The organism is Rhizobium sp. 57MFTsu3.2 (genome assembly GCF_012932765.1).
In the GTDB taxonomy this organism is placed as follows: Bacteria; Pseudomonadota; Alphaproteobacteria; order Rhizobiales; family Rhizobiaceae; genus Rhizobium; species Rhizobium altiplani.
In genome coordinates, this window is the sequence record NZ_JDWI01000019.1 from 86,877 (window position 1) to 110,211 (window position 23,335).

Annotated in this window: 17 protein-coding genes and 1 pseudogene; 6 read left to right on the plus strand and 12 right to left on the minus strand. The window is 61.3% G+C overall.

Annotated elements, in window-relative coordinates; translation table 11 throughout:
- The first annotated feature begins 13 nt into the window (after positions 1–13).
- Positions 14–1,441, plus strand: coding sequence for an FAD-binding oxidoreductase (locus AF71_RS19750; protein WP_169682721.1), 1,428 nt, complete (start codon positions 14–16; stop codon positions 1,439–1,441).
- A gap of 11 nt (positions 1,442–1,452) precedes the next feature.
- Here the strand turns inward: AF71_RS19750 and AF71_RS19755 are convergent, their stop codons facing one another.
- A complete protein-coding gene (locus tag AF71_RS19755) occupies positions 1,453–4,188 on the minus strand; it encodes a DUF1217 domain-containing protein (RefSeq protein ID WP_169682723.1) in 2,736 nt (911 codons plus the stop codon).
- Positions 4,189–4,486: 298 nt separating this feature from the next.
- Between AF71_RS19755 and AF71_RS19760 the strand changes: the two genes are divergently transcribed.
- A complete protein-coding gene (locus AF71_RS19760) occupies positions 4,487–5,053 on the plus strand; it encodes a DUF6101 family protein (RefSeq protein WP_025661901.1) in 567 nt (188 codons plus the stop codon).
- Between the two features lie 61 nt (positions 5,054–5,114).
- On the opposite strand, the gene ubiA is transcribed toward AF71_RS19760, so the two are convergent.
- The 4 genes from ubiA to AF71_RS19780 form a co-directional block, all read right to left on the minus strand.
- Complete coding sequence (ubiA, locus tag AF71_RS19765; protein WP_169682725.1) at positions 5,115–6,074, minus strand: 4-hydroxybenzoate octaprenyltransferase; 960 nt, start codon at positions 6,072–6,074, stop codon at positions 5,115–5,117.
- Positions 6,075–6,138: 64 nt separating this feature from the next.
- Complete coding sequence (locus tag AF71_RS19770) at positions 6,139–6,720, minus strand: histidine phosphatase family protein (RefSeq protein WP_018859346.1); 582 nt, start codon at positions 6,718–6,720, stop codon at positions 6,139–6,141.
- 58 nt (positions 6,721–6,778) lie between these two features.
- Complete coding sequence (locus tag AF71_RS19775; RefSeq protein WP_018859345.1) at positions 6,779–8,038, minus strand: cyclopropane-fatty-acyl-phospholipid synthase family protein; 1,260 nt, start codon at positions 8,036–8,038, stop codon at positions 6,779–6,781.
- A 135-nt stretch (positions 8,039–8,173) separates the two neighbouring features.
- Positions 8,174–10,483: a Tex family protein gene (locus tag AF71_RS19780; protein WP_113472037.1), complete on the minus strand. Its 2,310-nt coding sequence runs from the start codon at positions 10,481–10,483 to the stop codon at positions 8,174–8,176.
- Positions 10,484–10,688: 205 nt separating this feature from the next.
- Between AF71_RS19780 and glyS the strand changes: the two genes are divergently transcribed.
- Positions 10,689–12,866 (plus strand): glycine--tRNA ligase subunit beta, encoded by a 2,178-nt coding sequence (glyS, locus tag AF71_RS19785; protein ID WP_169682727.1) that lies wholly within the window; start codon positions 10,689–10,691, stop codon positions 12,864–12,866.
- A gap of 105 nt (positions 12,867–12,971) precedes the next feature.
- On the opposite strand, the gene AF71_RS19790 is transcribed toward glyS, so the two are convergent.
- Positions 12,972–13,412 (minus strand): YqaA family protein, encoded by a 441-nt coding sequence (locus AF71_RS19790; RefSeq protein ID WP_018859342.1) that lies wholly within the window; start codon positions 13,410–13,412, stop codon positions 12,972–12,974.
- A 96-nt stretch (positions 13,413–13,508) separates the two neighbouring features.
- On the opposite strand from AF71_RS19790, the gene AF71_RS19795 reads away from it, so the two are divergent.
- Positions 13,509–14,021, plus strand: a complete 513-nt coding sequence (locus AF71_RS19795) for a DUF523 domain-containing protein (RefSeq protein ID WP_113472034.1) — start codon at positions 13,509–13,511, stop codon at positions 14,019–14,021.
- Between the two features lie 55 nt (positions 14,022–14,076).
- Here the strand turns inward: AF71_RS19795 and AF71_RS19800 are convergent.
- A pseudogene (locus tag AF71_RS19800) lies at positions 14,077–15,066 on the minus strand (methyl-accepting chemotaxis protein); the annotation flags it as partial.
- A 250-nt stretch (positions 15,067–15,316) separates the two neighbouring features.
- Between AF71_RS19800 and AF71_RS19805 the strand changes: the two are divergent.
- Both AF71_RS19805 and AF71_RS19810 read left to right on the plus strand, forming a co-directional pair.
- A complete protein-coding gene (locus AF71_RS19805; RefSeq protein ID WP_169682729.1) occupies positions 15,317–16,852 on the plus strand; it encodes a winged helix-turn-helix domain-containing tetratricopeptide repeat protein in 1,536 nt (511 codons plus the stop codon).
- Positions 16,853–16,953: 101 nt separating this feature from the next.
- On the plus strand, positions 16,954–17,178 hold the full coding sequence (locus AF71_RS19810; RefSeq protein WP_169682731.1) for a hypothetical protein: 225 nt from the start codon (positions 16,954–16,956) through the stop codon (positions 17,176–17,178).
- Between the two features lie 106 nt (positions 17,179–17,284).
- Here AF71_RS19810 and AF71_RS19815 read toward each other — a convergent pair whose 3' ends face one another.
- The 5 genes from AF71_RS19815 to AF71_RS19835 form a co-directional block, all read right to left on the minus strand.
- Positions 17,285–17,749: a plant virulence effector HPE1-like domain-containing protein gene (locus tag AF71_RS19815; RefSeq protein WP_169682733.1), complete on the minus strand. Its 465-nt coding sequence runs from the start codon at positions 17,747–17,749 to the stop codon at positions 17,285–17,287.
- 103 nt (positions 17,750–17,852) lie between these two features.
- On the minus strand, positions 17,853–19,124 hold the full coding sequence (gene purD, locus AF71_RS19820; RefSeq protein WP_169682736.1) for a phosphoribosylamine--glycine ligase: 1,272 nt from the start codon (positions 19,122–19,124) through the stop codon (positions 17,853–17,855).
- Between the two features lie 151 nt (positions 19,125–19,275).
- Complete coding sequence (locus AF71_RS19825) at positions 19,276–21,216, minus strand: DUF2207 domain-containing protein (RefSeq protein ID WP_169682747.1); 1,941 nt, start codon at positions 21,214–21,216, stop codon at positions 19,276–19,278.
- Between the two features lie 41 nt (positions 21,217–21,257).
- Positions 21,258–22,517 carry a 3-phosphoshikimate 1-carboxyvinyltransferase gene (gene aroA / locus AF71_RS19830; RefSeq protein WP_169682738.1) on the minus strand — a complete coding sequence of 420 codons (1,260 nt, stop codon included), beginning with the start codon at positions 22,515–22,517 and terminating at the stop codon, positions 21,258–21,260.
- 92 nt (positions 22,518–22,609) lie between these two features.
- Positions 22,610–23,161 carry a LemA family protein gene (locus AF71_RS19835; RefSeq protein ID WP_113472002.1) on the minus strand — a complete coding sequence of 184 codons (552 nt, stop codon included), beginning with the start codon at positions 23,159–23,161 and terminating at the stop codon, positions 22,610–22,612.
- Positions 23,162–23,335 lie beyond the last annotated feature (174 nt).

Genomic DNA, 23,335 nt, shown 5'->3' on the forward strand with positions numbered 1-23,335 from the left:
GGATCATGTTTCGATGAGCAGCGTTTCCCCCGAACTTCTCGACCGTTTCGCCGCCATCATCGGTGAGAAGCATGCGCTTAAGAGCGAAGCCGATCTTGCGCCGCATCTGATTGAAAACCGCGGCCTTTACCACGGCTCGTCCCCTCTTCTCCTGAAGCCCGGTTCGGTCGAAGAAGTGTCGTCGATCCTGAAGCTCGCAACCGAGACCGGAACCGCGGTCGTGCCGCAAACGGGCAACACGGGTCTCGTCGGTGGCCAGACGCCGCGCGAAGGCAAGTCCGACATCATCATCTCGCTCGAACGCATGAACAAGGTTCGTGATGTCGATCCCGTCGCCAATGTCCTCGTCGCCGATGGCGGGGCGATCCTCGCGGACGTGCAGAAGGCGGCAGAGGCATACGGCAGGCTGTTTCCTCTCTCGCTTGGCTCCGAAGGTTCGTGCCGCATCGGCGGCAATCTGTCGACGAATGCCGGTGGCACGGCGGTGCTTGCCTATGGGAACATGCGCCAGCTCTGCCTCGGCCTCGAGGTCGTGCTGCCGACCGGCGAAATCTGGAACGGCCTGCGCCGCCTGAAGAAGGACAACACCGGCTATGACCTGCGCGACCTCTTCATCGGCGCGGAAGGCACGCTCGGCATCATCACCGGCGCCGTGCTCAAGCTCTTTCCGCAGCCTCTCGGAAAGCAGGTCGCTTTTGCCGGCCTTAACTCGGTCGAGGATGCCCTTGCCTTTTTCAACCTCGCATCCAGCCTTTGCGGCACCTCGCTGACCGGCTTCGAGCTGATGCCGCGCTTCGGCGTCGAGATTACCGCACGCAACATCGAGGGGGTACGCGATCCACTGGAATCGGCGCACCTCTGGTATGTCCTTGTCGATATTTCCACGTCCGATTCTGCCGAAACCGCCGAGCGCATGATGACGGCGCTGCTTGAGCAGGGCTTCGAGGCAGGTTTGGTTCAAGACGCAACAATCGCCTCGTCGGTCGCGCAGCAGCAGGCGCTCTGGCATATGCGCGAGAGCATGTCGGACGCGCAAAAACCCGAAGGCGGATCGATCAAGCACGACGTTTCCGTGCCGGTTTCCGCAGTTCCGGCTTTCATGCACGAGGCCGGCGGTGCGGTCATGGCGGCCATGCCCGGCGCTCGCATCTGCGCCTTCGGCCACATGGGCGACGGCAATATTCACTACAATATTTCCCAGCCAGTTGGCGCCGACAAACAGGCCTTCCTGGCGCGTTGGCGTGAAATGAACCACATCGTCCATGGCTTTGTGCTGGCGCACGGAGGATCGATTTCCGCCGAGCACGGGATCGGTCAGCTGAAGCGCGACGAACTGGCCTCGATCCGCCCGCCGATTGAAATGGAGCTGATGCGCAGGATCAAGCACGCCTTCGACCCGGCCGGCATCATGAACCCAGGCAAGGTCGTCAACGTCGACTAAGGGGCGACGATTTAAAGAAGGCTTGTGCTGGTCGTGCCGCCATTGGTCAGGATGGTGAGCGCCGGGGATGTGCCAGAGTTGTTCTGCAGATCATACATTGCCGTAAAGCGCTTCATGAGCTTGTCGACCTTCTTGGAATCCTGGAGATCCTCGAGATTGACGAACTTCCCAAGCATGGAAACCTGCTTTTCGACATCCATGTTCGAGACACTGGTCGGCAGGCTGAAGGTGGTTGTAATCACCTGGAACAACGCCTTGTCGCCTAGAATCGTGTAGAGCGATGTGATGTCGGGTGCGCTGCGCGCGAAATACAGCGCGAGGCGTACGCCGTCGTTCGTTTCACCTTCCTGCGATTCCAGCGTCTGCTGAACGTACTTTTGCTCCGTCCGGTCTTCGGCGCCAACATTCTGGACTGTCCCGATCTTGGCCCGCGTCAGGTTACCGTCGGTATCGAAGTTGAAGTCCGAGACAATCTCCTTGAACTTCGACTCAGCCTTCGTGTTGAGGTAGCTCTTGGGATCGGACGGATCGGAGGCAAAGATCTTGCGCAGCGTCTCCTCGTCGTATTTCTTCGGGTCGAGGCCATTTGCCGTCAAGACCAGGCTGGTCAGCTTGTCGTTTGACAGGAAGTCGTCGAGAGACTTCACCTCCACCATGCCTTTGGCGAATGCATCGACGGCTTTCGTCGCGTCCTTGGAAGCCTTGTCCCTGAGCGGGCCGTCGCTCATGCCCATCAGCATGCGCGACTTATAGTTCGTCGCATATTTCGCCATCACGGCGGACGGCAGCGGCTGTATCTCCGCGGATATCTTGCCGTCAGCTCCAAAATTGAAGGCGCGGACCAGATTGGTGATCCGCTCGTCTTTTAACGAGGCGACGTAGCCGTCGGGATCGTAGGGGTCACTCTTCAGCAGCTTGCGGAACATGGAACGAGACACGTCCTGTTCCGTCAGTCCGTAGGCGCGAAGCGCCATATCGTAAAGTTCAGGTAGGTCGTCGTTCTTCTTGTCAAAGTCTGCGGCGGCGTTCGAGCGCAGCAGGTCGTCAACCTTCTTGATCTTATCGTCGGCCATTCGCGTCTTGTAGTTTGCCACGGCCTCGTCGATCGCCTCGTTCTGCGCGTCCGCATATCGCACGCCGTAGAACGTCGTCGTATCCATCAACTGAGCGCTCGATTGCGGGCCGGATGCAGCGGCGGCCGAACCATCGGCCGCGAAGCTGAACGCGGCATTGAGCGCGCTGAGCCCCTGGCTGGCGGCGAAGCTGGCATCAGTCAGGATGCTTTTGATGTCTGCGTCGCTGACGCTCGTGGGGACGCCATAGGCCGACCGCAGAGTGTTCATCATTTGCCCGTCAGCGATCAGGTCATCGACATTGGAGATCGTCGGGATCACAGTCTGGAAGTAATCGAGATTGGCGCGGACCTGCGAACTCGTGGCCCGTGCCTGTGCGATTGTTTGTGCCCCGGCGCCAGTGGCAACGCTGCCGTCGGCCTGGAAGTTGAAGGCCGAGTGGACGTCGTCGTAACCCAGCAAGCTGGCGTAGCTCGCATCCGTCAAGACGCTGCGAAGGTCGGCATCGCTGACGCTCTGGGGAAGCGAATAGGCATCCCTGATGTACTGGGTCAGCTTGGTATCAGCGATCAGGTCATCGACATTAGTGATGCTGACGATCTTTGATTGATAATAGCCCGTGGTGTTTGCGGCCTGGTCGGACATCGCTTTCATCTGATCCGACGTCTGTGCCGCATAGGACGCCGCAGCGGAATTGATGGTACCGTCCGCGTTGAAATTGAAGCTCTGATTGACGTTGCTGAAATCCAGCAAGCTTGCGTAGCTCGCATCGGTAAGAACCAACCGGAGTGCCGCGTTGCTGAAATCGTCGCCCATGCTGAAGGCCGTTTTGATATAGGACGTCAGCCGCTTGTCGGCGATGATGTCGTCGACATTGGTGATGGTTCCGATCTTGGACAGATAATAGGCTTTGTTGTAGTCGGCAGCCGCCGAGGTCGTGATCGATGGGACAGTCAGATTGTACTGCTCCATGACGGCATCTTTCTGGGTGGCCGTCTGCGCTGTGCCGTTAACGGTGCCATCTGCATTGAAGCTGAATTGTGCGGCAAGCGCCTTATACTTGTCGTTGCCGTTGAGATTGACAAAGCTATTGGGATCGTTGACGTCGCTCGTCAAAACCTGCGCCAGGAAATCCTTGGAAACATAAGTGGGATCGATGCCGTAGGCCTTGAGAACATAGGTGCGCACGCGGCTATCGCCGACGAGATCGGAAACGCTCTGAACCGCGTCTATCGCGCTGCTGTAGTATTTCGTTTCGGCCGTGGCATTCTTGCCTTCGTCCGCGAAGGATTGCGTGTAGAGACCGATCAGGTCGTCTTCCTGCGCGTCGCTCTGGGCATCCGCCGCGGGCGTGTGGAAATTGAACGCAGCAGCGAATTCCTTGTAGCGCGAATCGGAAAGCTTGTTGGCGAAGCTATTGGCGTCCGTCAGATCGCTTTCCAGCACCTTTTTCATGAAGGCCTTGGCGTAAGTCATGTCTTCGAGGCCATAGGCCTTCATCGCATAGCTGTAGAGCCGATAGTCGCCGAGGAAATCGTCGACGTCTTTGACGTTGTTGATGTTGTCCTTGTAATACTCGGCGTCGCGTTTGACCGTCGCCTGGGAGGCGACGCGATCCAGGCTCTGCTTCATGTTCCCGGACAACAAATTGTAGGCCATCGAAGCCGAGATCATAGTGCGTCCTTTTCCGGCAAAGTCTTCAAGCATGACAGATTGGTTCTGCGCCATTTTGCGATAAAAAGCTTACCCGAGACTTACCCATCCTGCGTTGCAATATGGCACAGCCGGCGTTCACCCTCCGGAAACCTTGCCGGCTTCGGTTTTGATAACCATCCAGGGAGGCAAAGTTTTCTTAACCGCGATTTTTAAGCTGTCTCGAACAGGCGGCGCCTATTGTCAGGCCATAGAGGGCGAAAAGCCCCGAGGAGAAGACCGCAAATCGGCTCTCAGGTAAGACAAGGGTAGAATGAACATGAACAACACCGTTATGAAGCCCGTATGGGCTGGAACGACGCTGCGTCTCGATCCGTCTCGCTTTCCCCAGCAGGTCAGCTACGCCATCCATGACTCCTCAAGTGACGTGAACATAACGATCGACGAACGTGGCGCCATCCTGCGCAAGGTTCTCTCCTCCAGCGGCCTGCCGCTTTCGATCGCGCTGCCCAAGCGCGCCTTCAAGGGCGTTGCGGCCCGGGCCATCGACCATGGCAACGGCGAAGTCACTGTTACGCTGGAGCTTCACCACGAGGACCCCGAGCTCTGCATACCGCTGCTGGTCGCCCACGACCTCGCAGATATCGCAGCCGACTGGCGAAGCTGGTCCGAGGCCTTCCGCATTCCGATGCTGATGGTCGAGGCCGACGGCGTTGCCCGCCCGCTGGAAGAGCATCTTGGCGACCTGCGCACCAGCGCATTGAAGCCGCGCCGCCGGCATTCCTACTTCGCAAACCGGCGTCCGCGCTTCCTCGTGCGCCGAACGACGGGCAAGCTCGGCGTCGCCATGAAGATCGAAGGCAAGGAAATCATCGCCCGCAACTAAGCGGTGCGTCATTTCAGACCATCAATGCCCGGCCATTGTGCCGGGCATTTTCGTTTCCGCGTCAGGGCAGGACGAAGAGAAGCGACAGGAAGAGGCCGAGAAAGATGATCAGGCCGACGCGATTGTTCGACTTGAACAGCGCAAGGCACTGGTCGGCGTCGTCGATATTGAGCGTCACGATCTGCCAGGCGAACATGCCGGCCGCGATGAGCAGGCCGAGATAGCCGAACGGGCCGACGCCTGCGGACAGGAAGGCGCAGAAGGCAAGCACGAGCGTCAGGCCATAGAGGCCGACCAGCCACTGTTTCGTCTTGTCGCCGAACAGCCGCGCGGTCGAGCGGACACCGATCAGCTCGTCGTCCTCTTTGTCCTGGTGGGCATAGATCGTGTCGTAACCGATCGTCCAGACCACCGAGGCGACGTAGAGGAGGATTGGCGCCAGTGAAAGGTCGCCGAAGATTGCCGCCCAGCCCATCAAAGCACCCCAGGAAAAGGCAAGGCCAAGGAAGAACTGTGGCCAGTCTGTAAAGCGCTTGGCAAAAGGATAAAGCGCCACGATAGCGAGCGAGAGGACGCCGAGAATGACGGCAAACCATTTCAGCTGCAGCACGACCAGCAGCCCGACCAGCGCCTGCAGGACGATGAACGCCTTGGCCTGCGTGCGTGTCACCCGACCCGATGGCAGCGGCCGCGAGCGGGTGCGCGCCACTTCCATGTCGATCTTGTGGTCGACGAGATCGTTGTATGTGCACCCAGCCCCGCGCATCGCGACAGAGCCGATGAAATAGAGCACGAGATAGAAAATCAGCTGGCCGCCGGAAAACTGGCCAATATGAGCCGCCGCATTCGCGGCCATGGCAGCCGACCAGAAGCAGGGCCACATCAGCAATTGCCAGCCGATCGGCCGATCCCAGCGCGCAAGCTGCGCGTAGGGCCAGAGCCAGGGAGGCAGGACCCGGTAAACCCAGTTGTTCGAAGGCGCATCCGCAACGCGCCCGTTTATTCCGCCGATCTGTTGCATGACGCCATCTAGCGAGCCGTCGAGGCGCGGGTCAAGGTCAATTCACGGCCGCCGGGGCGACCTTTCAGCGCTGGTTCCACCGCCTGATCACCGGCTCCGTCAGGTCGTGCTCGTAGCCGAGAACGCTGATGCTTGCCGTGTCGAGGATGAAGCGCGCGCCATCGGTCGGCGGCAATCCGAGCCAGCGCGCGCCAAGGACGCGCAGGAAGTGCGAGCTGGAAAAGATCAGGATCGGGGCATTGGCCAGCCGCAACTCCGATATGATCCGATCTGCTCGCCCGCCGACATCGCCCGCCGCCTCGCCCTTGGGGCAGCCGTCGCGAAACAGCTGCCAACCGGGTCGGCTCGCGTGGATTTCCTTGGTGGTGATACCCTCGTAGGCGCCGTAGTCCCATTCCGCCAAGTCATCCTTGACGATCGCGCCGGCGCCAAAGCCCGAGAGTTCGCAGGTGTCGCGCGCGCGCTGCGACGGGCTCGACCACACGGCCGCAAAACCTCTACCCGCAAGGCGCGAACCGACGTCACGTGCTGCGGCCTCGCCTTTTGCCGTGAGCGGAATGTCACTGCGACCGGTGTGCCGCCCAGACAAACTCCACTCGGTTTCGCCGTGACGCACGAGATGGATTTCCGGAAGGGTGCTTGCCATTGTCATCAAGCTCCGAATTTAAAGACGGCGCGGCCTTTGCCGCGCCTTTTGATCTGGATCAGAGAATGACTTTTTCGAGCGGCGTGCGCGTCGCCTCGAACTCTTTCAGCTTCGCCTCGTTCTCGGCAATGTAGTCGCGGTTATCGGGGGTGGAATACTGGTTCTTGGAAATCTGGATCTGCATGATGAAAAGTTCGTCCCAGCGGAAGCCCATTTCCGACCCCGCAAGGTAGAATTCCCACATGCGGAAGAACTGCTCGTCATAAAGCGCAACCGCCTCGGCCCTGCGCGCCACGAAGCGTTCACGCCAGTGACGCAGTGTGTAGGCATAGTGCAGCGGCAGAACTTCGACATCGCGGACGAGCAGTCCCGCCTTCTCGATAAAAGGTATGGTCTCACCGATCGATGGGATATAGCCCTGCGGGAAAATGTACTTCTCGATGAAGGCATTGGTCGCAAAGCTTGGCTTCGGACGTGCGATCGAGTGCAACACCATGACGCCGTCATCGTCTAGGAATTCATGCACTTTCTTGAAGAACTTGCCGAAATTGCCGATGCCGACATGCTCGAACATGCCGACCGATACGATGCGGTCAAATTTCCTGCCCGTCATCGTGCGATAGTCCTGCAGTTCGAAGCGCGCGCGATCGCCAAGACCACGCTTCTGAGCTCGCTCCCGCGAGATCTTCAGCTGCTCCTTGCTGAGCGTGATGCCGGTGAGCTCCAGTCCCGGCGTGGATTCCACCAGGTACATGCCCATGCCGCCCCAGCCGGAGCCGATCTCCAGGACACGCTGGTTCGGTTCGAGCAGAAGCTTCGCGGCAATGTGCCGCTTCTTGGCGACCTGCGCCTCCTCCAGGCTGATGCCGGGTGGGTTGTAGTAGGCGCAGGAGTATTGCCAATCCTCGTCGAGGAAGAGTTCAAAGAGCTTTTCGGACAGGTCGTAGTGGTGGGCAACGTTTCGCCTGTTGCGGTTGATCGGCATGCGGCTCTTCAGCTGCTGCAGGGCGATGCGTCCGATCAGGAGAGCCGCCATCGGGATATCGAAGATCTCGTTGGTGGTGTTCTTCTTCACCATCGCCAGGAAATCGTAGATGTTGCCCTGTTCGAGAATGAACCGGCCTTCCATGTACATTTCGCCTAGCTTTAGGGTGGGATCGCGGCGGATCAGCTGTTCCGCCTCTTCATCGGCAACGCGGGCGACAACGAGTTCGCCTGTGCCATCACCGACCGCATGCGTCTCGCCATTGGCGAGAGTGAGTCTCAGATTACCCTTACGGATGATTTTTTGGACAATCGATAAGAAAGCCGACGCCATAAGTAAGGCCTCGCAATGTGACAGGATGATCCGATCAACTTAGTATCTCTCATCCGCCTTACAAGCGCCGTAATTCGCACCTCGGCAACATGGTCGCCGAAGTGTGACATTTTTGCAAATTTGGTTGCTAAGCGCTTATTTTCGCTTCATGGCCTCAGCCAGTGCAGCTCCAAACGCACCTTGGCTTTCCTGCTTTGGCGAAGCCGACCGCCGGTCATTCTGGCCGCGAACCGGCTGATTTCCACGTGGCTCGCCACGCGGAGCGGAGGTCTGCGAACCATCGTCCTTTCTCATCGACAGGCCGATGCGCTTACGCTTGGCATCGACCTCGACGACGCGAACTTTTACAACGTCGCCAGCTTTCACAACTTCGTGAGGATCTTTGACGAAGCGATCGGCGAGCTGCGAAACGTGCACCAAACCGTCCTGATGGACGCCAATGTCGACGAAAGCCCCGAAGGCCGCGACATTGGTCACGGTGCCTTCCAGCATCATGCCCGGCGTGAGGTCCGAGATCTCATGAACGCCTTCGGCGAAGGTTGCTGTCTTGAAGCTCGGGCGAGGGTCGCGGCCGGGCTTTTCCAACTCGGCCAGGATGTCCTTCACCGTCGGCAGGCCGAATTTCTCATCGATGAACTGACGCGGATCGACGGCCTTCAGCACGGCGGTGTCGCCCATCAGCGAACGCAGGTCGCGGCCGCAGGCGGAGACGATCTTCTTGGCGACGCCATAGGCTTCTGGGTGGACTGAGGAGGCATCGAGCGGCTCCTTGCCATCGCGAATGCGCAGGAAGCCGGCGCATTGCTCGAAGGTACGCTGGCCGAGGCGGGCGACCTTCAACAGGTCACGGCGGGTCTCGAAGCGACCTTCGCTGTCTCGATGCTTGACGATCGCGTCGGCAATCGAGGCGCCCAGGCCGGAGACACGGGAGAGCAGCGGCGCGGAAGCGGTGTTAAGATCGACGCCGACGGCATTCACCGCGTCTTCGACGACGGCATCGAGCGAGCGCGACAGCTTCTGCTGATCGACATCGTGCTGGTACTGCCCGACGCCGATCGACTTCGGCTCGATCTTGACGAGTTCGGCCAGCGGATCCTGCAGGCGGCGGGCGATGGAAACGGCGCCGCGCAGCGAGACGTCGAGGTTGGGGAACTCGAGGGCGGCGGTCTCCGAGGCGGAATAAACCGACGCGCCAGCTTCAGAGACGATCACCTTGGTCGGCTTCGGCGCCGGCAGATCGGCCAGCATGTCTGCCACCAGCTTTTCCGTCTCGCGGCTGCCGGTGCCGTTGCCGATCGAAATCAGTTCGACATTGTGCTTGCGGATCAGCGATGCCAGTTCGAGCTGCGCACCGCGCACGTCGTTCCGCGGCTGGAAGGGATAGACGGTCGAGGTCGCCACGACCTTACCGGTGGCGTCGGTGACGGCGACTTTGACACCGGTGCGGATGCCCGGATCAAGGCCCATGGTCGGGCGCGAACCGGCTGGCGCTGCCAGCAGCAGATCCTTGAGGTTGCGGGCGAAGACGTGGATCGCCTCTTCCTCGGCACGTTCGCGAAGTTCGCGCATCAGGTCGAGCGACAGCGACATGGAGAGCTTGACGCGCCAGGTCCAGCTTGCGACGTCCATCAGCCAGCGGTCGCCGGGACGGCTCGCGCCGATCTCGTAGGCGGCGGCGATCATGCGCTCGACCGGCTTGTTGGGAGAGACGGTCTCGGCATCGGCCTCGATGGTCAGCGTCAGCACTTCTTCGTTCCAGCCGCGAAGCATGGCTAGCGCGCGGTGACCGGGGGCGGTCGCCCAGCGCTCGGAATGGTCGAAGTAGTCGGAGAACTTCTCGCCAGCGGCCTGTTTGCCATCGACCACCTTGGCCTTCAGCAGGGCAGCGCTGCGCATATGGGCGCGCAACTTGCCAAGCAGATCGGCATTTTCGGCGATGCCTTCGGCGACGATGTCGCGCGCGCCTTCGAGTGCCGTCTTCACATCCGGCACATCGGCGGTGATGTAGCCCTCCGCCAGCGTCGCAGGCTCCTTCGAGCGATCAGCCAGGATCGCCTCCGCCAGAGGCCCGAGGCCACGCTCGCGGGCGATCTCGGCGCGGGTGCGACGCTTCGGCTTGTAGGGGAGATAGAGATCTTCAAGCTCGGCCTTGGTGGCGGCACCGGCGATCTTGCCAAGCAGTTCGTCGGTCATCTTTCCCTGGCCGTTGATGGACTCGACGATCGTATCGCGCCGCGCTTCCAGTTCGCGCAGGTAGACCAGTCGCTCCGCAAGGTTGCGCAGCTGCGTATCGTCCAGCCCGCCCGTTACTTCCTTGCGGTAGCGGGCGATGAAGGGCACGGTCGCCCCCTCGTCCAGCAGCTCGATCGCCGCCTTGGCCTGGTCCGGCCGGGCGTTGATTTCGGAGGAGATGACAGCGGCGAGCGAGCGGAGGTCAGCGGCCATGAGAATTCCTGCGTTTTCACAAAAGTTGCGGGACCATAGCGGCGAAAAACGGCAAGGCAATGCCCGACGTCCCTATCCACAGCAACATAGCACGGCCAGCGGCCGTTTTTGCGGTTGTGCAGATGCGGCATTCTTTGCTAGCAGAGGCGACCGTTTTTAGCCCCGCCTTTGTGGCGCCTTCCCCAGAGAAGGCAAGGAAAGTGACATGCCAGATCTGCTCCTAGAACTCCGCTCCGAAGAGATCCCGGCCCGCCTGCAGCGCAAGGCTGCCGGCGACCTGAAGAAGCTCGTGACCGATGCGCTTGTCGAAGCAGGACTTTCCTACGAGGGTGCGCGCGAATACTGGACCCCACGCCGGCTGACGCTCGATATCCGCGGCCTGACGGCGCGCTCCGCCGATGTGCGCGAAGAGAAGAAGGGTCCCCGCACCGACGCCAACGAGAAGGCGATCGAAGGCTTCCTGCGCGGCGCCGGTCTGTCTTCCGTTTCCGAGGCGCAGATCCAGAGCGACCCGAAGAAGGGCGACTTCTACATCGCCATCATCTCCAAGCCCGGTCGCACCGCTGAAGAGATCATCAGCGATGTCATGCCCGGCATCATTCGCGATTTCCCCTGGCCGAAGCCGATGCGCTGGGGCGCGGCTTCCGCTCAGCCGGGCTCGCTGCGCTGGGTCCGGCCGTTGCAATCGATCGTCTGCACGTTCGGCACCGAGCATGAAGAGACCGTCGTCATTCCGTTCTCGATCGACGGCATCGTCGCCTCCAACGTGACCTACGGCCATCGTTTCCATGCGCCCGGCGCCATCACCGTCAAGCGTTTCGGCGATTACATCGCGAACCTCGAAAAGGCCAAGGTGATCCTCGATGGCGAACGCCGCAAGGACATCATCCTGCATGATGCCCGCGATGTCGCCTTTGCAAACGGACTGGAACTGGTCGAGGACGAAGGCCTGCTCGAAGAGGTCTCGGGCCTCGTCGAATTGCCGCAGGTCCTGTTGGGCAGCTTCGAGGAAGACTACCTCTCGATTCCGGCGGAGATCATCCGCCTGACGATCAAGACGAACCAGAAGTGTTTCGTGACGCGCCCTGTTGGCGGCGACACGCTGTCGAACAAGTTCATCCTCGTCTCGAACATCGAAGCCAGCGACGGCGGCAAGGAAATCATCCACGGCAACGGCAAGGTCGTGCGCGCGCGCCTGTCCGACGCGCTGCACTTCTGGAAGCGCGACCAGGGCGATTTGCCTGATCTGGAGACACTGGAGGCTTCGGCAAAGAAATTCGACCTCGACCTCAAGAAGCCGCTCGACCAGCGCATGGCGAAGCTCGATGCGCTTGATGTGACGTTCCACGCCAAGCTGGGTACACAGGGTGAGCGCGTGGAGCGCATCCGCGCCATGGCCGCAAAGGTCGCTTTCCCGGTCGGTGCCGATTACAAGCTGGTCGACAGGGCCGTGGTGCTTGCCAAGGCCGATCTGCGCACCGAGGCTGTCGGCGAGTTTCCGGAACTGCAGGGCGTCATGGGGCGCAAGTATGCCGCCCTTCAGGGCGAGGATGCCGTTGTCGCGACCGCGATCGAGGAGCACTACAAGCCGCAAGGCCCGTCCGACCAGCTGCCACAGGACAAGGTCGCGATCACAGTGGCGCTTGCCGACAAACTCGACACGCTGATCGGCTTCTGGGCTGTGGACGAAAAGCCGACCGGTTCGAAGGATCCGTTTGCGCTGCGCCGGGCTGCCCTTGGCGTCATCCGCATCCTTCTCGAGCGGAGTGTACGCCTGACGCTGCTGCCGCGCATCACCAGCCACATGGGCCGCATCGATACGGATATAGGCAAGACTGTTGACGACAACGACCTGTCACGCCAGTTCGACCTCCTCTCCTTCTTCCATGACCGCCTGAAGGTCTATCTGCGCGATCAGGGCGCGCGCTACGATCTCATCGATTCCGTGCTGACGCCGGAGGCCGACGACCTCTTGATGATCGCCCGCCGTGTCGAGGCACTAACGGCCTTCATCACGTCCGAGGATGGCAAGAACCTCCTGGTCGGCACCAAGCGTGCCACGCAGATCCTGGCTGCCGAGGAAAAGAAGGGCACGGTGATCGCCGACGGCGTCTCCGAAAATCTCTTCCGACTCGACGCCGAGAAGCAGCTCTTTGCCGCCATCACCACCGCTTCCGCAGAAGCCTCTGCGGCCGTCGACAAGGAAGACTTCCGCTCGGCGATGGAAGCGCTCTCCAGGCTGCGTGCTCCGGTCGACCGCTTCTTCGACGACGTGTTGGTCAATGACGAAGACGCTGCAATCCGCGCCAATCGCCTTTCCCTGCTTCGCCTGATCCGCGAGGCAACCGGCACGGTCGCCGACTTCTCGAAGATCTCGGGTTAAGCGCATCAGATGCGGCGTGCGGATGACGCCTTAACATCCGACATTTGCTGCAGATTTCCATCCTTGCTCAGATTTTGATTCAAGGATGGAAATCTCTGATTTCCGTCAGCCAGCAACTCCGATTGTAGCCGCCGAGAGAACCGCATAACGCGCGGCCTTGGCAATGGTCACAAGCAGCAGGAACATCGGAAGCGGTTCGCGCAGCACACCGGCGACGATGGTGATGGGATCGCCGATAACAGGCATCCAGCTCAGAAGCAGCGACCACTTGCCATAGCGCCGATACCAGCTTTGCGCCTTGTCGAGCGCAGGCTGGCGGACGGGAAACCAGTGCTTGTCGCGAAATCGTTCAATGCCGACGCCGAGCAGCCAGTTGACGGCCGAGCCAAGGACGTTGCCTATTGTCGCCACCGCGATCAGCGCAATGACCGGATGCTGCTTCGCCAGGATGAGCGCGACGAGGCCGGCTTCCGACTGCATCGGGAATATCGTGGCAGCCGCAAAAGCCGCCAGGAACAGCGCGGCATAAACCGCAAGATCGGTCATGGCTTGTCCGCGCCAATGCTTAGCTGCACCCTGCATCCCTTCATCAAGTCTTACGGCGGACTGGAACTATCACGTCCTTGGCGTTATGCCAAAGTCATGAACAAGATCCTCGTCAGCGCCTGTCTCATGGGCCATGCCGTCCGTTATGACGGCCAGTCGAAGCCGCTCGCCCATCCCGCGATCGCGCGCTGGATCGAGGAAGGCCGGCTGGTGACCGTCTGTCCCGAGATGTCCGCCGGAATGCCAGTGCCGCGTCCGCCCGCCGAAATTGAAGGCGCAGCCACGGGCGAGGATGTCCTCTCCGGCCGTGCGCGCGTCGTCGAGGTCAGCGGCGGCGATGTGACGGGCGAGTTCAAGCGGGCTGCCGAGAATGCACTGGCGCTCGCGATCGAAACAGGCTGCCGTTATGCGCTGCTGATCGATGGCAGCCCCTCCTGCGGCTCGGGCTTTGTCTATGACGGCACGTTTTCCGGGCAGAAGCTCGCAGCAAATGGCGTGACGGCCGCGCTTCTGAAGCAAGCTGGCATTGCCGTCTACTCCGATCGCGAAATTGAGGAACTTGTCGCAGGGCTTACTGCCGACGAGGCCGCGACGGCCGACTCCCCTTAATTCAAAACGGCCGTCGGAACGCCCGACGACCGTTTTCTTGCTTGGCGCCCGAACCTCAGGCGGCCCGGCGAACCTGCGCGCTGTAATCCTGGCTGTCACCAACGCGGAAACCGCGGATGAGGTTCAGAAGCTCGTCGGTGTCGCTTGCCAGCGACTCGGCCGACGCAGTGGTTTCCTCGGCCATCGCGGCGTTCTGCTGCGTCGCAGCGTCGAGCTGGTTCATCGAGGACGAGATCGACCGCAGCGTGGTATCCTGCTCGGAGGCGCTGTGGGCGATCTTCGCAACGATCTCGTTGGCGGCCTTGATCTGGTCAGAGATACGCTTCAGCGCCTCGCCGGCTTCGCCGACCAGACGGACGCCCTGATCGACCTGGCCGGACGAGCGGGCGATCTGATCCTTGATCTCCTTGGCAGCCGCAGCCGAGCGCTGTGCCAGCTCGCGCACTTCCTGAGCGACGACCGCGAAGCCCTTGCCGGATTCGCCGGCACGGGCGGCTTCGACGCCGGCGTTCAGAGCCAGCAGGTTCGTCTGGAAAGCAATGTAGTCGATGACGCCGATGATCTTGCCGATCTCGGCAGACGACTTCTCGATACCGCTCATCGCTTCGATCGCTTCGGAGACGACGGCATCGCTACGGCTCGCCTCGCCGCTGACGGCCTCGACACGCTTGCTGGCTTCATGGGCGCCTTCGGCGGTCTGGCGGACGGCGACGGTCAGTTCATCGAGCGCTGCGGAGGTTTCTTCGAGGCTCGCGGCCTGACGCTCTGTGCGCTGCAACAGATCGTTTGAGGCGCGACGGATCTCTTCCTTGCTGACGGCAATGTCGCCGCCCTTGGCGCTGACCTTGGCCATGGCAGCTTCGAGATGCGCAAGCGCATCGTTGAAGTTGTCGCGAAGAGCTGCGTACTTCTGGCCTAGATCGGCGCAACGGACCGTCAGGTCACCTCGGGCGATCAGCTCCAGCGCCTGGCCGATGGTCGAGACAACATGGTTCTGGGCGACCGTTTCCTCGCGCTGCAGGCGCTGGCTGCAATCCCGGATCGATGAACTCCCGACCTCTGCGTTGACCACGCGTGGCGACGACAATCATGCGTCTTCCGGCTTTGGTTGTTAGAGTTAGAGTGAATGAATTAACAATTGCCAAGTGCGGGCGCTCAAAGGATTATCAAATATAATCAGTGCATTCTTGCAGTGTGCGGCAAGTTTGATTCATCTGCGCGCCCTTAAGTTGAAGTGGTGTCGCAAGGCACGCCGTACAGTTTTCCGACTCTGGCGGTTGCGCTATACTTGCTGCATGGCTGAGGCTTCGCATGCCTTCGGTGAATTCGTTCTCGATCCCGGCTGCGGCTTGCTGCGGAATGGGCGGGCGGTCGCGCTTGGCCAACGCGGCGCGGCTCTTCTTGAAGTGTTACTTGAAGCCCGCGGCAATGTTGTTTCCAAGGATGCGCTGATGGAGCGCGTTTGGCCCGGAACCGCAGTCGAGGAAAGCAACCTGACTGTCCAGGTGGCGGCGCTTCGCAAAGTGCTCGGTCTTACACCCGATGGGCAGGAATGGATTGCGACGGTGCCGCGTGTCGGTTACCGCTTCATCCGCGCGAACATTGAAACGAAAGCCGCTGCTCCAGCCCCGGAGTTGAAGCCGACCCTAGCTGTCCTCCCCTTCAGCAATCTTAGCGGCGATCCAAACCAGGACTACTTTGCCGATGGGATCGTCGACGACATTATTGCAGCCCTCAGCCGGTTCCGAAGCTTTGCCGTCGTCGGCCGGGACTGCTCCTTTGCCTACAAGGGCAGCGGGATGGATGTGCGCAAGATCGCGGCGGAACTCGGTGTCAGCTACGTGCTTGAAGGCAGCATCCGGCAGCAGGGCAACCGCTTGCGCATTGTCGCCGAACTCGTCGAGGGTCAAGGCGGCACGCATATGTGGGCGCAGACCTTCGACGGGACGCTGGACGAGATATTCGACTTTCAGGATCGCATCACCGAGCGCGTCGCAACGCTGATCGAACCGCTGATCCAGACGGCCGAGATCGAGCGGTCACGACGTGAAAGGCCCGGAAGCGTAGCCACCTACGACATCTACCTGCAGGCGCTGGCCAAGATCTCGACCGAAATCGAAAGCGATAACGCTGCCGCCTATGCGCTTCTCATGCAAGGGCTGGCCGTCGAGCCTGACAATGCGCAGTTGCTTGCCCATGCGGCATGGGCGCTCGAGCATCGCTACACGATGGGTTGGCCGTCGCTCACCGAGGACGACGTGCAAACCTGCGGCGCACTGGCGCGGCGGGCGCTGGAGCACTGCGCCGGCGACGCCATGGTCATGGCTCATTGCGGCGTCGCCCTGATGCAGACGGTGAAGGACTACGATTGGGGTCCTGCAGTTCTGCAGGCGGCCGCCGAATCCAATCCCAACAACCCGATGGTCGTTGTCAGGGCCGGCATCGGGCATCTTCATTGCGGCAACGTCAACGACGCACTCAGCCACTTCCACAGGGCCAACCGCTTGACCCCAGGTGACCGCGGCGCGCATTTCTCGCATTGCGGCATCGCGCATGCCCACGTGATCCTCGGAGAATACGAGCAGGCGGTGGCCTGGGCTTCGAGAGCGCTGGCCAGCAATCCGAATTTCGAGCCAACGCTATGGGTGCTCATTGCTGCGAGTGCGCATCTCGGCCGCATGGAGGAAGCCCATCGCCACCTAGCGGCGTTGAGACGACTGACGCCTGATATAACCGCCGAGCGCATCCGCGCCGGCCAACCCGGCAAATATCCGGATCGCATTGCTGCCCTCCTCGACGGGTTGAGGTTGGCGGGTGTCCCTGAGCGCTAGTTTCGGATCGTTTCGGAACTTTTCCTTGGGCCTTTCAGGACCGGAAGGCCGCAACCGGCTGAGACTGCTTCCCACAGCAAAACCGCAAGTGGGAGACGGCCATGATTACGACGCTAACCATCCTTTCCCTCGATCAGGGACGCATCTACTCCCCTCCGCCGGAGCCGGTTCCCGAGCTGACGGCTGTTGAAGCTACCGCTGCCGTTGCTGATAGCCAGGGCACCAAACACCATTTGCGTTGGCTGGATGTTTCGACTGGATTGCACGCACTTGCGCGCCTGCTTGCGCCGAACTTTGGCAACTCCCCGTTCGGCAAAGCTCACTAGAAATAAAAAAATGCGTCCCTGCTTCTCTCAGGGACGCATTTTATCCACCGCGGGGTGGACCCCGGACGACCGAAACTTTGGTCAGGCTGGGGCAGGGAACTGGAAATCAGGGTCGAAGTTCAAAGTTGAAAACGTCGAGCGGCGCCTTTTGTTCCTTCGGCACGCCTGTCACGCCTGCCGCGACCGGCTTGACGTCGCCACCGATGACTGCAGCCGTCGTCGAGGCGCGGTCGATGTTGTCGGCCGGCTGCGTGGCGGCTGTCATTGGTTCGGCTGGCGCCTTGGTTACAAAAACGACGGGCGAGCCGCCCATCCAGCCTTCGGTACGATAGAGCTTCATCTCACCGTTGACGTCGCGAACTTCCGAGGATTGCAGCGCGCCAGGTGCCAGCGTCGGTACGGTGTAGTCCTTCTTGCGCTCGACCTTTTCAAGCGGCGGGCAGGTTTGGCAGCTTTCCTGGCTGATGCTCCCGCCATTGGTGCGCGCGTCCTTGCCCACGACCTCAATCGAGGAGGCACAGGCAGACCCTGCCGTAAACACAGCTATCGCACCCAAGATGACCTGACGCATGGAACACTCCGTCTCACGTTGAGAAGAGACTAGCGTGGCTTTGTTTCCATCCCGTCAGGGGAAAGGGTAAAAATTTAGAGAACTGACCCGATTTCGGGTTTGCTCACGCTTTTTCGCGGTCGATCGCGCGCCAACCGATGTCGCGGCGGCAGAAGCCATTGTCCCAATCGACCTTGTCGAGGAGCGCATAGGCACGCGTCTGCGCCTCGCCAACCGTCTTCCCTGTGGCGGTGACGTTCAGCACGCGGCCACCCGTTGCGACCAGCGCTCCGTCCTTGAGCGCTGTGCCGGCATGAAACACCTTGGCGCCCTCGCCCGCTTCCGGGATATGGCGGATCGGCGTGTCCTTGTCGTAGGAGCCCGGATAGCCCTCCGATGCCATGACGACCGTCAGGGCCGGATCATCCGTCCATTCGGCGGACACCTGATCGAGCGTCCCGGTGGCGGTGGCGTGGAGAAGCGGCAGAAGATCGCTCTTCAGACGCATCATCAGCACCTGGCACTCGGGATCGCCAAAGCGGACATTGTACTCGATAAGCTCGGGGCCCTTGGCGGTGATCATCAGGCCGGCGAAGAAGACGCCGGAGAAGGGATAGCCGCTTTCGGCCATGCCGCGCATGGTCGGCTCGATGATTTCCTTCATCGTGCGCTCGACCATCTCGGCGGTCATGACGGGAGCAGGCGAATAGGCGCCCATACCGCCGGTGTTCGGGCCGGTGTCGCCCTCGCCCACCCGCTTGTGGTCCTGGGCCGTTGCGAGCGGCAGGACATGCTTACCGTCGCAAAGGCAGAAGAAGCTCGCTTCCTCGCCATCGAGATAGGCTTCGATAACGACCTCGGCGCCAGCGGCACCGAAGGCACCCTCGAAGCAATCGTCGACGGCAGCAAGCGCCTCATCAACGGTCATGGCAACAGTCACACCCTTGCCGGCAGCAAGGCCATCCGCCTTGACGACGATCGGGGCGCCCTGCTGGCGAATATAGGCCTTCGCCTTCGGCGGGTTGTTGAAGCGCTGATAGGCACCGGTCGGAATGCCGTAGCGGGCGCAGATATCCTTGGTGAAGCCCTTCGAACCCTCGAGCTGGGCTGCTGCTGCCGATGGGCCGAAGACTGCAAAGCCTGCGGCGCGCAGCTTGTCAGCAATGCCGGCGACGAGCGGCGCTTCCGGGCCAACCACGACGAAGTCGATCGCCTTGTCCTTGCAGAAGGCAATGATGGTATCATGATCGTCGACATTGACGGCAACCAGGGTCGCGTGGTCGGCAATGCCGGGATTGCCGGGCGCGGCGTAGAATTCCGTCATGAGAGGCGATTGCGCCAGCTTCCAGGCCAATGCGTGCTCGCGTCCGCCCGATCCGATCAACAGAACCTTCATGCCCGTCCCTTTCACGTTTCCGTCTGGCGGTTAAGGGGAGAGCGCCGAAAGGTCAAGCAGGAATGCTTGCCCGGGGTCAAGCAGGAATACTTGCTACGTCAAGCACAGTCGCTTGCCGGGGGCTCAAGCAGGAATGATTGAGCAGGACGCCTTACCAGCCGCCGCCACCGCCACCACCACCGCCGCCGCCGGAAAAGCCGCCCGACGAGCCGCCGGAAAAGCCGGAGGACGAGCTTGATGGCGGTGCCGGAATGGTGGAGGCGATCGTCGAGGCCATCGACGAAGAAAAGCCGCCGATGCGATCGGAGAAATTGCCGCTGCCAAAATTACCGGAATACCAGGAGGGAGCATAGGCCGCTGCAGCGGCACCCGCCGCCGCAGCAGCAAGCCATGTTTCAAACGCGCGCGACCAGGGCTTTTCGACGCCAAGCGCCACGGCATAGGGCAAGAGCTTCTCGAAATGCTGGGGCGACATCTCAGGCGCCCCAGCCATGTTCATGCGGTCCTTCTCGGCCAGCGTCATGTACTGGCGGAGACCGTCGATGCCATCCATCAGCTTGGCACCGAGCGGGGTCGGCGCACCCATGATGAAGACGTAGAGCAGGTTCAGGAGAATGATGCCGCCGATCGCAAACAGCATCGGCGTCTCATGCAACTCGACCAGCGACGAGAACAGCGCCAAAGCCAGCGACGAGACGATGCTGAAGCCGATGAAGACAGCAATGGCGATCGCGATCACCGACATGATCTTCGCGCCGAGCGATCTGCCGGGGCGGAACGACTTGGCGAAGCCAGCGACGAACACCGAGATGAAGACGACGACGCCAATCGGAATGATCATCAGGGCGATCGCATCAGGTTCCAGCGTTCCGAAGACGAAGAGGGCCACCAATGAAGCGGCGCTGAGCGCTATGCCGCCGGTCGTGTAGCCGGCATTCGCGTTGTAGTACTTGCCGCGGTGCTCGCGCTCGATGGCTGTGCGGAAGCTGTCGCCGACTGATTTCACCTTCGTTCCGTTCGCTTCATCGATCGTCAGCGAGCCCTTGGCTCCGACTGCGTTAAGCAGGCTGGCTTCCCCTGCTTCCAGCTTCTCCTTGCCGACCGGCTTGTCGGTGCGGCGGATGACGATCGCGTTCTTGAGGTCCTCCAGCACGACAAAGCCGCGCACCGCGAGATTGAGGGCCGTTGCCGACAGCGCCGTCCAGCCCTGCCCGGAGAAGCCGCGATTGTCGATGTAGTTCACCAGCGCCGGCGAGATTCCATCAGGCGGATCCCAGCGCGGCACCAGCACGCCACGCGCCGGGTCACGGCCGACCTTCAGCCAGGAGCGCGTGTAATAGAGGAAGACCAGAATGAGACCGCCAAAGCCGAGGAAGTAATCACGGTTGTCGCTGAGCCACCAGCGCCGCTCATCGTCAGCGCTCGGCGGATTGATCGAGCCCTTCGGCATCTTGACTGCGATCGTCAGCCCTTCGCCTGCGTTCAGCGCCCGGGTCGTCGAAAACAACAGTCGACTTCCGCCGCCTGAAATCTTTGCATTCCTGTCCGTCGCGCCCTGCGGGCCGGTGAAGAAAGCAGTATCGATCGCGCTGACGCCATCTGGAAGGTTCACGGTCGCCGTCGCCATCAGGATCGGGAAGATCCAACCATTGCCGGTTACGTTCCAGTAGAGTTCGTCGTGATCGTCGAAGTAGCGGATCTGGCGATTGGTGCGGTAGGTGAAGACATACTCGTGCCGGCCATAGCTCACGGTAACGTCTTCCGAGCCGGCATAGATGCGGATGCCGCCGCTGATGGATTCGGTGTGCCAGGGCTCGTCGCGGCCATCGCGCTTGACCGCGATGACGTCGAAATCGACTCGGCGGAGGCGGCCCTTTTCATCCTGATAAGTCAGCGGAAAATCGCGGAAGATGCCACGCCGAATGCGGTTGCCTTCGGCGGTAACTGATATCGTCTCCGTCACCGTCATCGCGCCGCTCTTCTCCAGCGCAATGTTTGACGCGAAGGCGTTGATCACCTCCGCGGCGATGGCGCCACGCGCCGCAAGCATCAGAAACAGAACGAAGCAAAGGCCGGAAAGCCGTCGGATCATCATACCCCTCGCCTGCGGCGTCCTGGCCGCGTCAGATAATGTCAGCTCTCATCGGCATAGGTCACGCCAAGCGCGGCCAGTGTCCGCCAATAGGCCGGGAAGGTCTTGCCGACGCAGTCCGGATCAAGGATCGTTATGCCCGCGATCTTCAGACCGGCGAGCGCAAAGCTCATGGCGATGCGGTGGTCGGCGAAGGTATCGATCTTGGCAGGCAGACGCTGTCCGGCGAGCGAGGGATCGGACTGGACAATCAGATCGTCGCCTTCCTCGTGAGCGAGACCCGGGCGGATCTGCGTCAGGCCGGTCGAGACGGCGCGGATGCGATCGCATTCCTTGACGCGCAGATTGGCGATGCCGACGAAGCGGACCGGCGTCTCATTGAAGGCGGCGAGCACAGCAAGGGTCGGAACCGCATCCTGCATCTGCGAGCCGTCGATAACCGCGGGAAGATGCGGGAACTGGGCGATCAGGTCATAGGCCTTCGCGTCCGGCTGCGTGAACGCGCCGTTTGCAACGCCGAGGTCGATCTTGCCTGATGTCAGCACCTCCGCAGCCCAGAGGTAGGTCGCGGCAGAGGCGTCGGGCTCGACCACGAAATCTGCTGCCGTGTAGCCGGTCGGCTCGACGCGCCAGGTCACCGCGCTCGTCTTCTCGACCTTGGCGCCGAAGGCGCGCATCGCCGCTGTGGTCAGATCGATGTAGCCGAGCGCGCCGATGTCCTCGCCTAGCAGTTCGATCGTCACCGCCCTGTCGCCGCCAGCAGCCATCATCAGCAGCGCCGAGACATATTGGCTCGACAGGCCGCCATCGATCTGGATGCGGCTCGCCTCAAAACGGCCAGTGCCCTTGACGGTGACCGGCGGGCAGCCGGTTTCGGTCGACGCGTCGATGCCGAGCGAACGCAGTGCATCGACCAGCGGACCGATCGGGCGCTTGCGCATGTGCTGGTCGCCGTCGACGACGACGGTGCCATCCACCAGGGCGGCAGCGGCCGTGAGGAAGCGCGTCGCCGTTCCGGCGTTGCCGAGGAAAAGCGGCACCTGCGGCGGCAGCAGCTTGCCGCTGCCCGTGACGACAAAGCTCGTATCATCCGGCTCTTCGATGATGACACCCATGGCGCGGAGAGCGTCGGCCATATAGCGCGTGTCGTCGCTCTTCAAAGCGCCGGTCAGGCGGCTCGTGCCCTTGGCGAGACCTGCCAGGAGCAGCGCGCGGTTGGTGATCGATTTCGAGCCGGGCGGGACGGCGCGACCTGTCAGCGGCTTGTCCGGCGGGATGATGGTGAGCTTGTCTTTACTCATTGCCTGTCTTTTCCGTCTTTGCGCGAGGGCCACATCAGGCCACGATCATGCCCTGCTCTTAGCAGTTTTTACGCAAAGGCAAATGGCGGATATCAGAACTTTACGGTCGGAACGGCGCGATCCGCTTCGTTGGTGATCTCGAAATAGTCCCGCTTCTGGAACCCGAACTGGCCAGCGACAAGGTTGGAGGGGAAGCTTTCGACCTTGACATTCAGATCACGGGCGGCGCCATTGTAATAACGGCGGGCCATCTGGATTTCGCTTTCCATCGTCTCCAGCGAGGTCTGCAACTCGCGGAAATTCTCGTTTGCCTTCAGGTCGGGATAGGCTTCGGCGAGTGCCAGCAGACGTCCAAGCGCCTGGCCGAGCAGGCCTTCTGCCTGAGCGCGACCGGCGACGTCGCCCGTCGGAACCGATTGCGCCTTATTGCGGAGGGCAACGACCTCTTCGAGTGTCGTCTTCTCGTGGGCGGCATAGCCCTTGACCGTCTCGATCAGGTTCGGGATCAGGTCGGCGCGGCGCTTCAGCTGCACATCGATACCGGACCAGGCTTCCTCGGCCATCTGCCGCGCGCGAACAAGGCCGTTGTAGACAAAGACGGCATAGAGCGCGACCAGAACAATAAGGCCAAGAATTACATACATTCGCGAATCCCCCGCAACGACCGAAAGTATGCCCGGAGACTATGCGGGTTACCGCAGATTGTCATCCCGCTTTCCGGCCCTCTTTCGGGGCAATCACTGGACGGGGGGTAGTGAGAAATCACGATACCGTCGCACCGGCCGAAGCCTTATTTTCACTCTGCACGTTGAACTAGC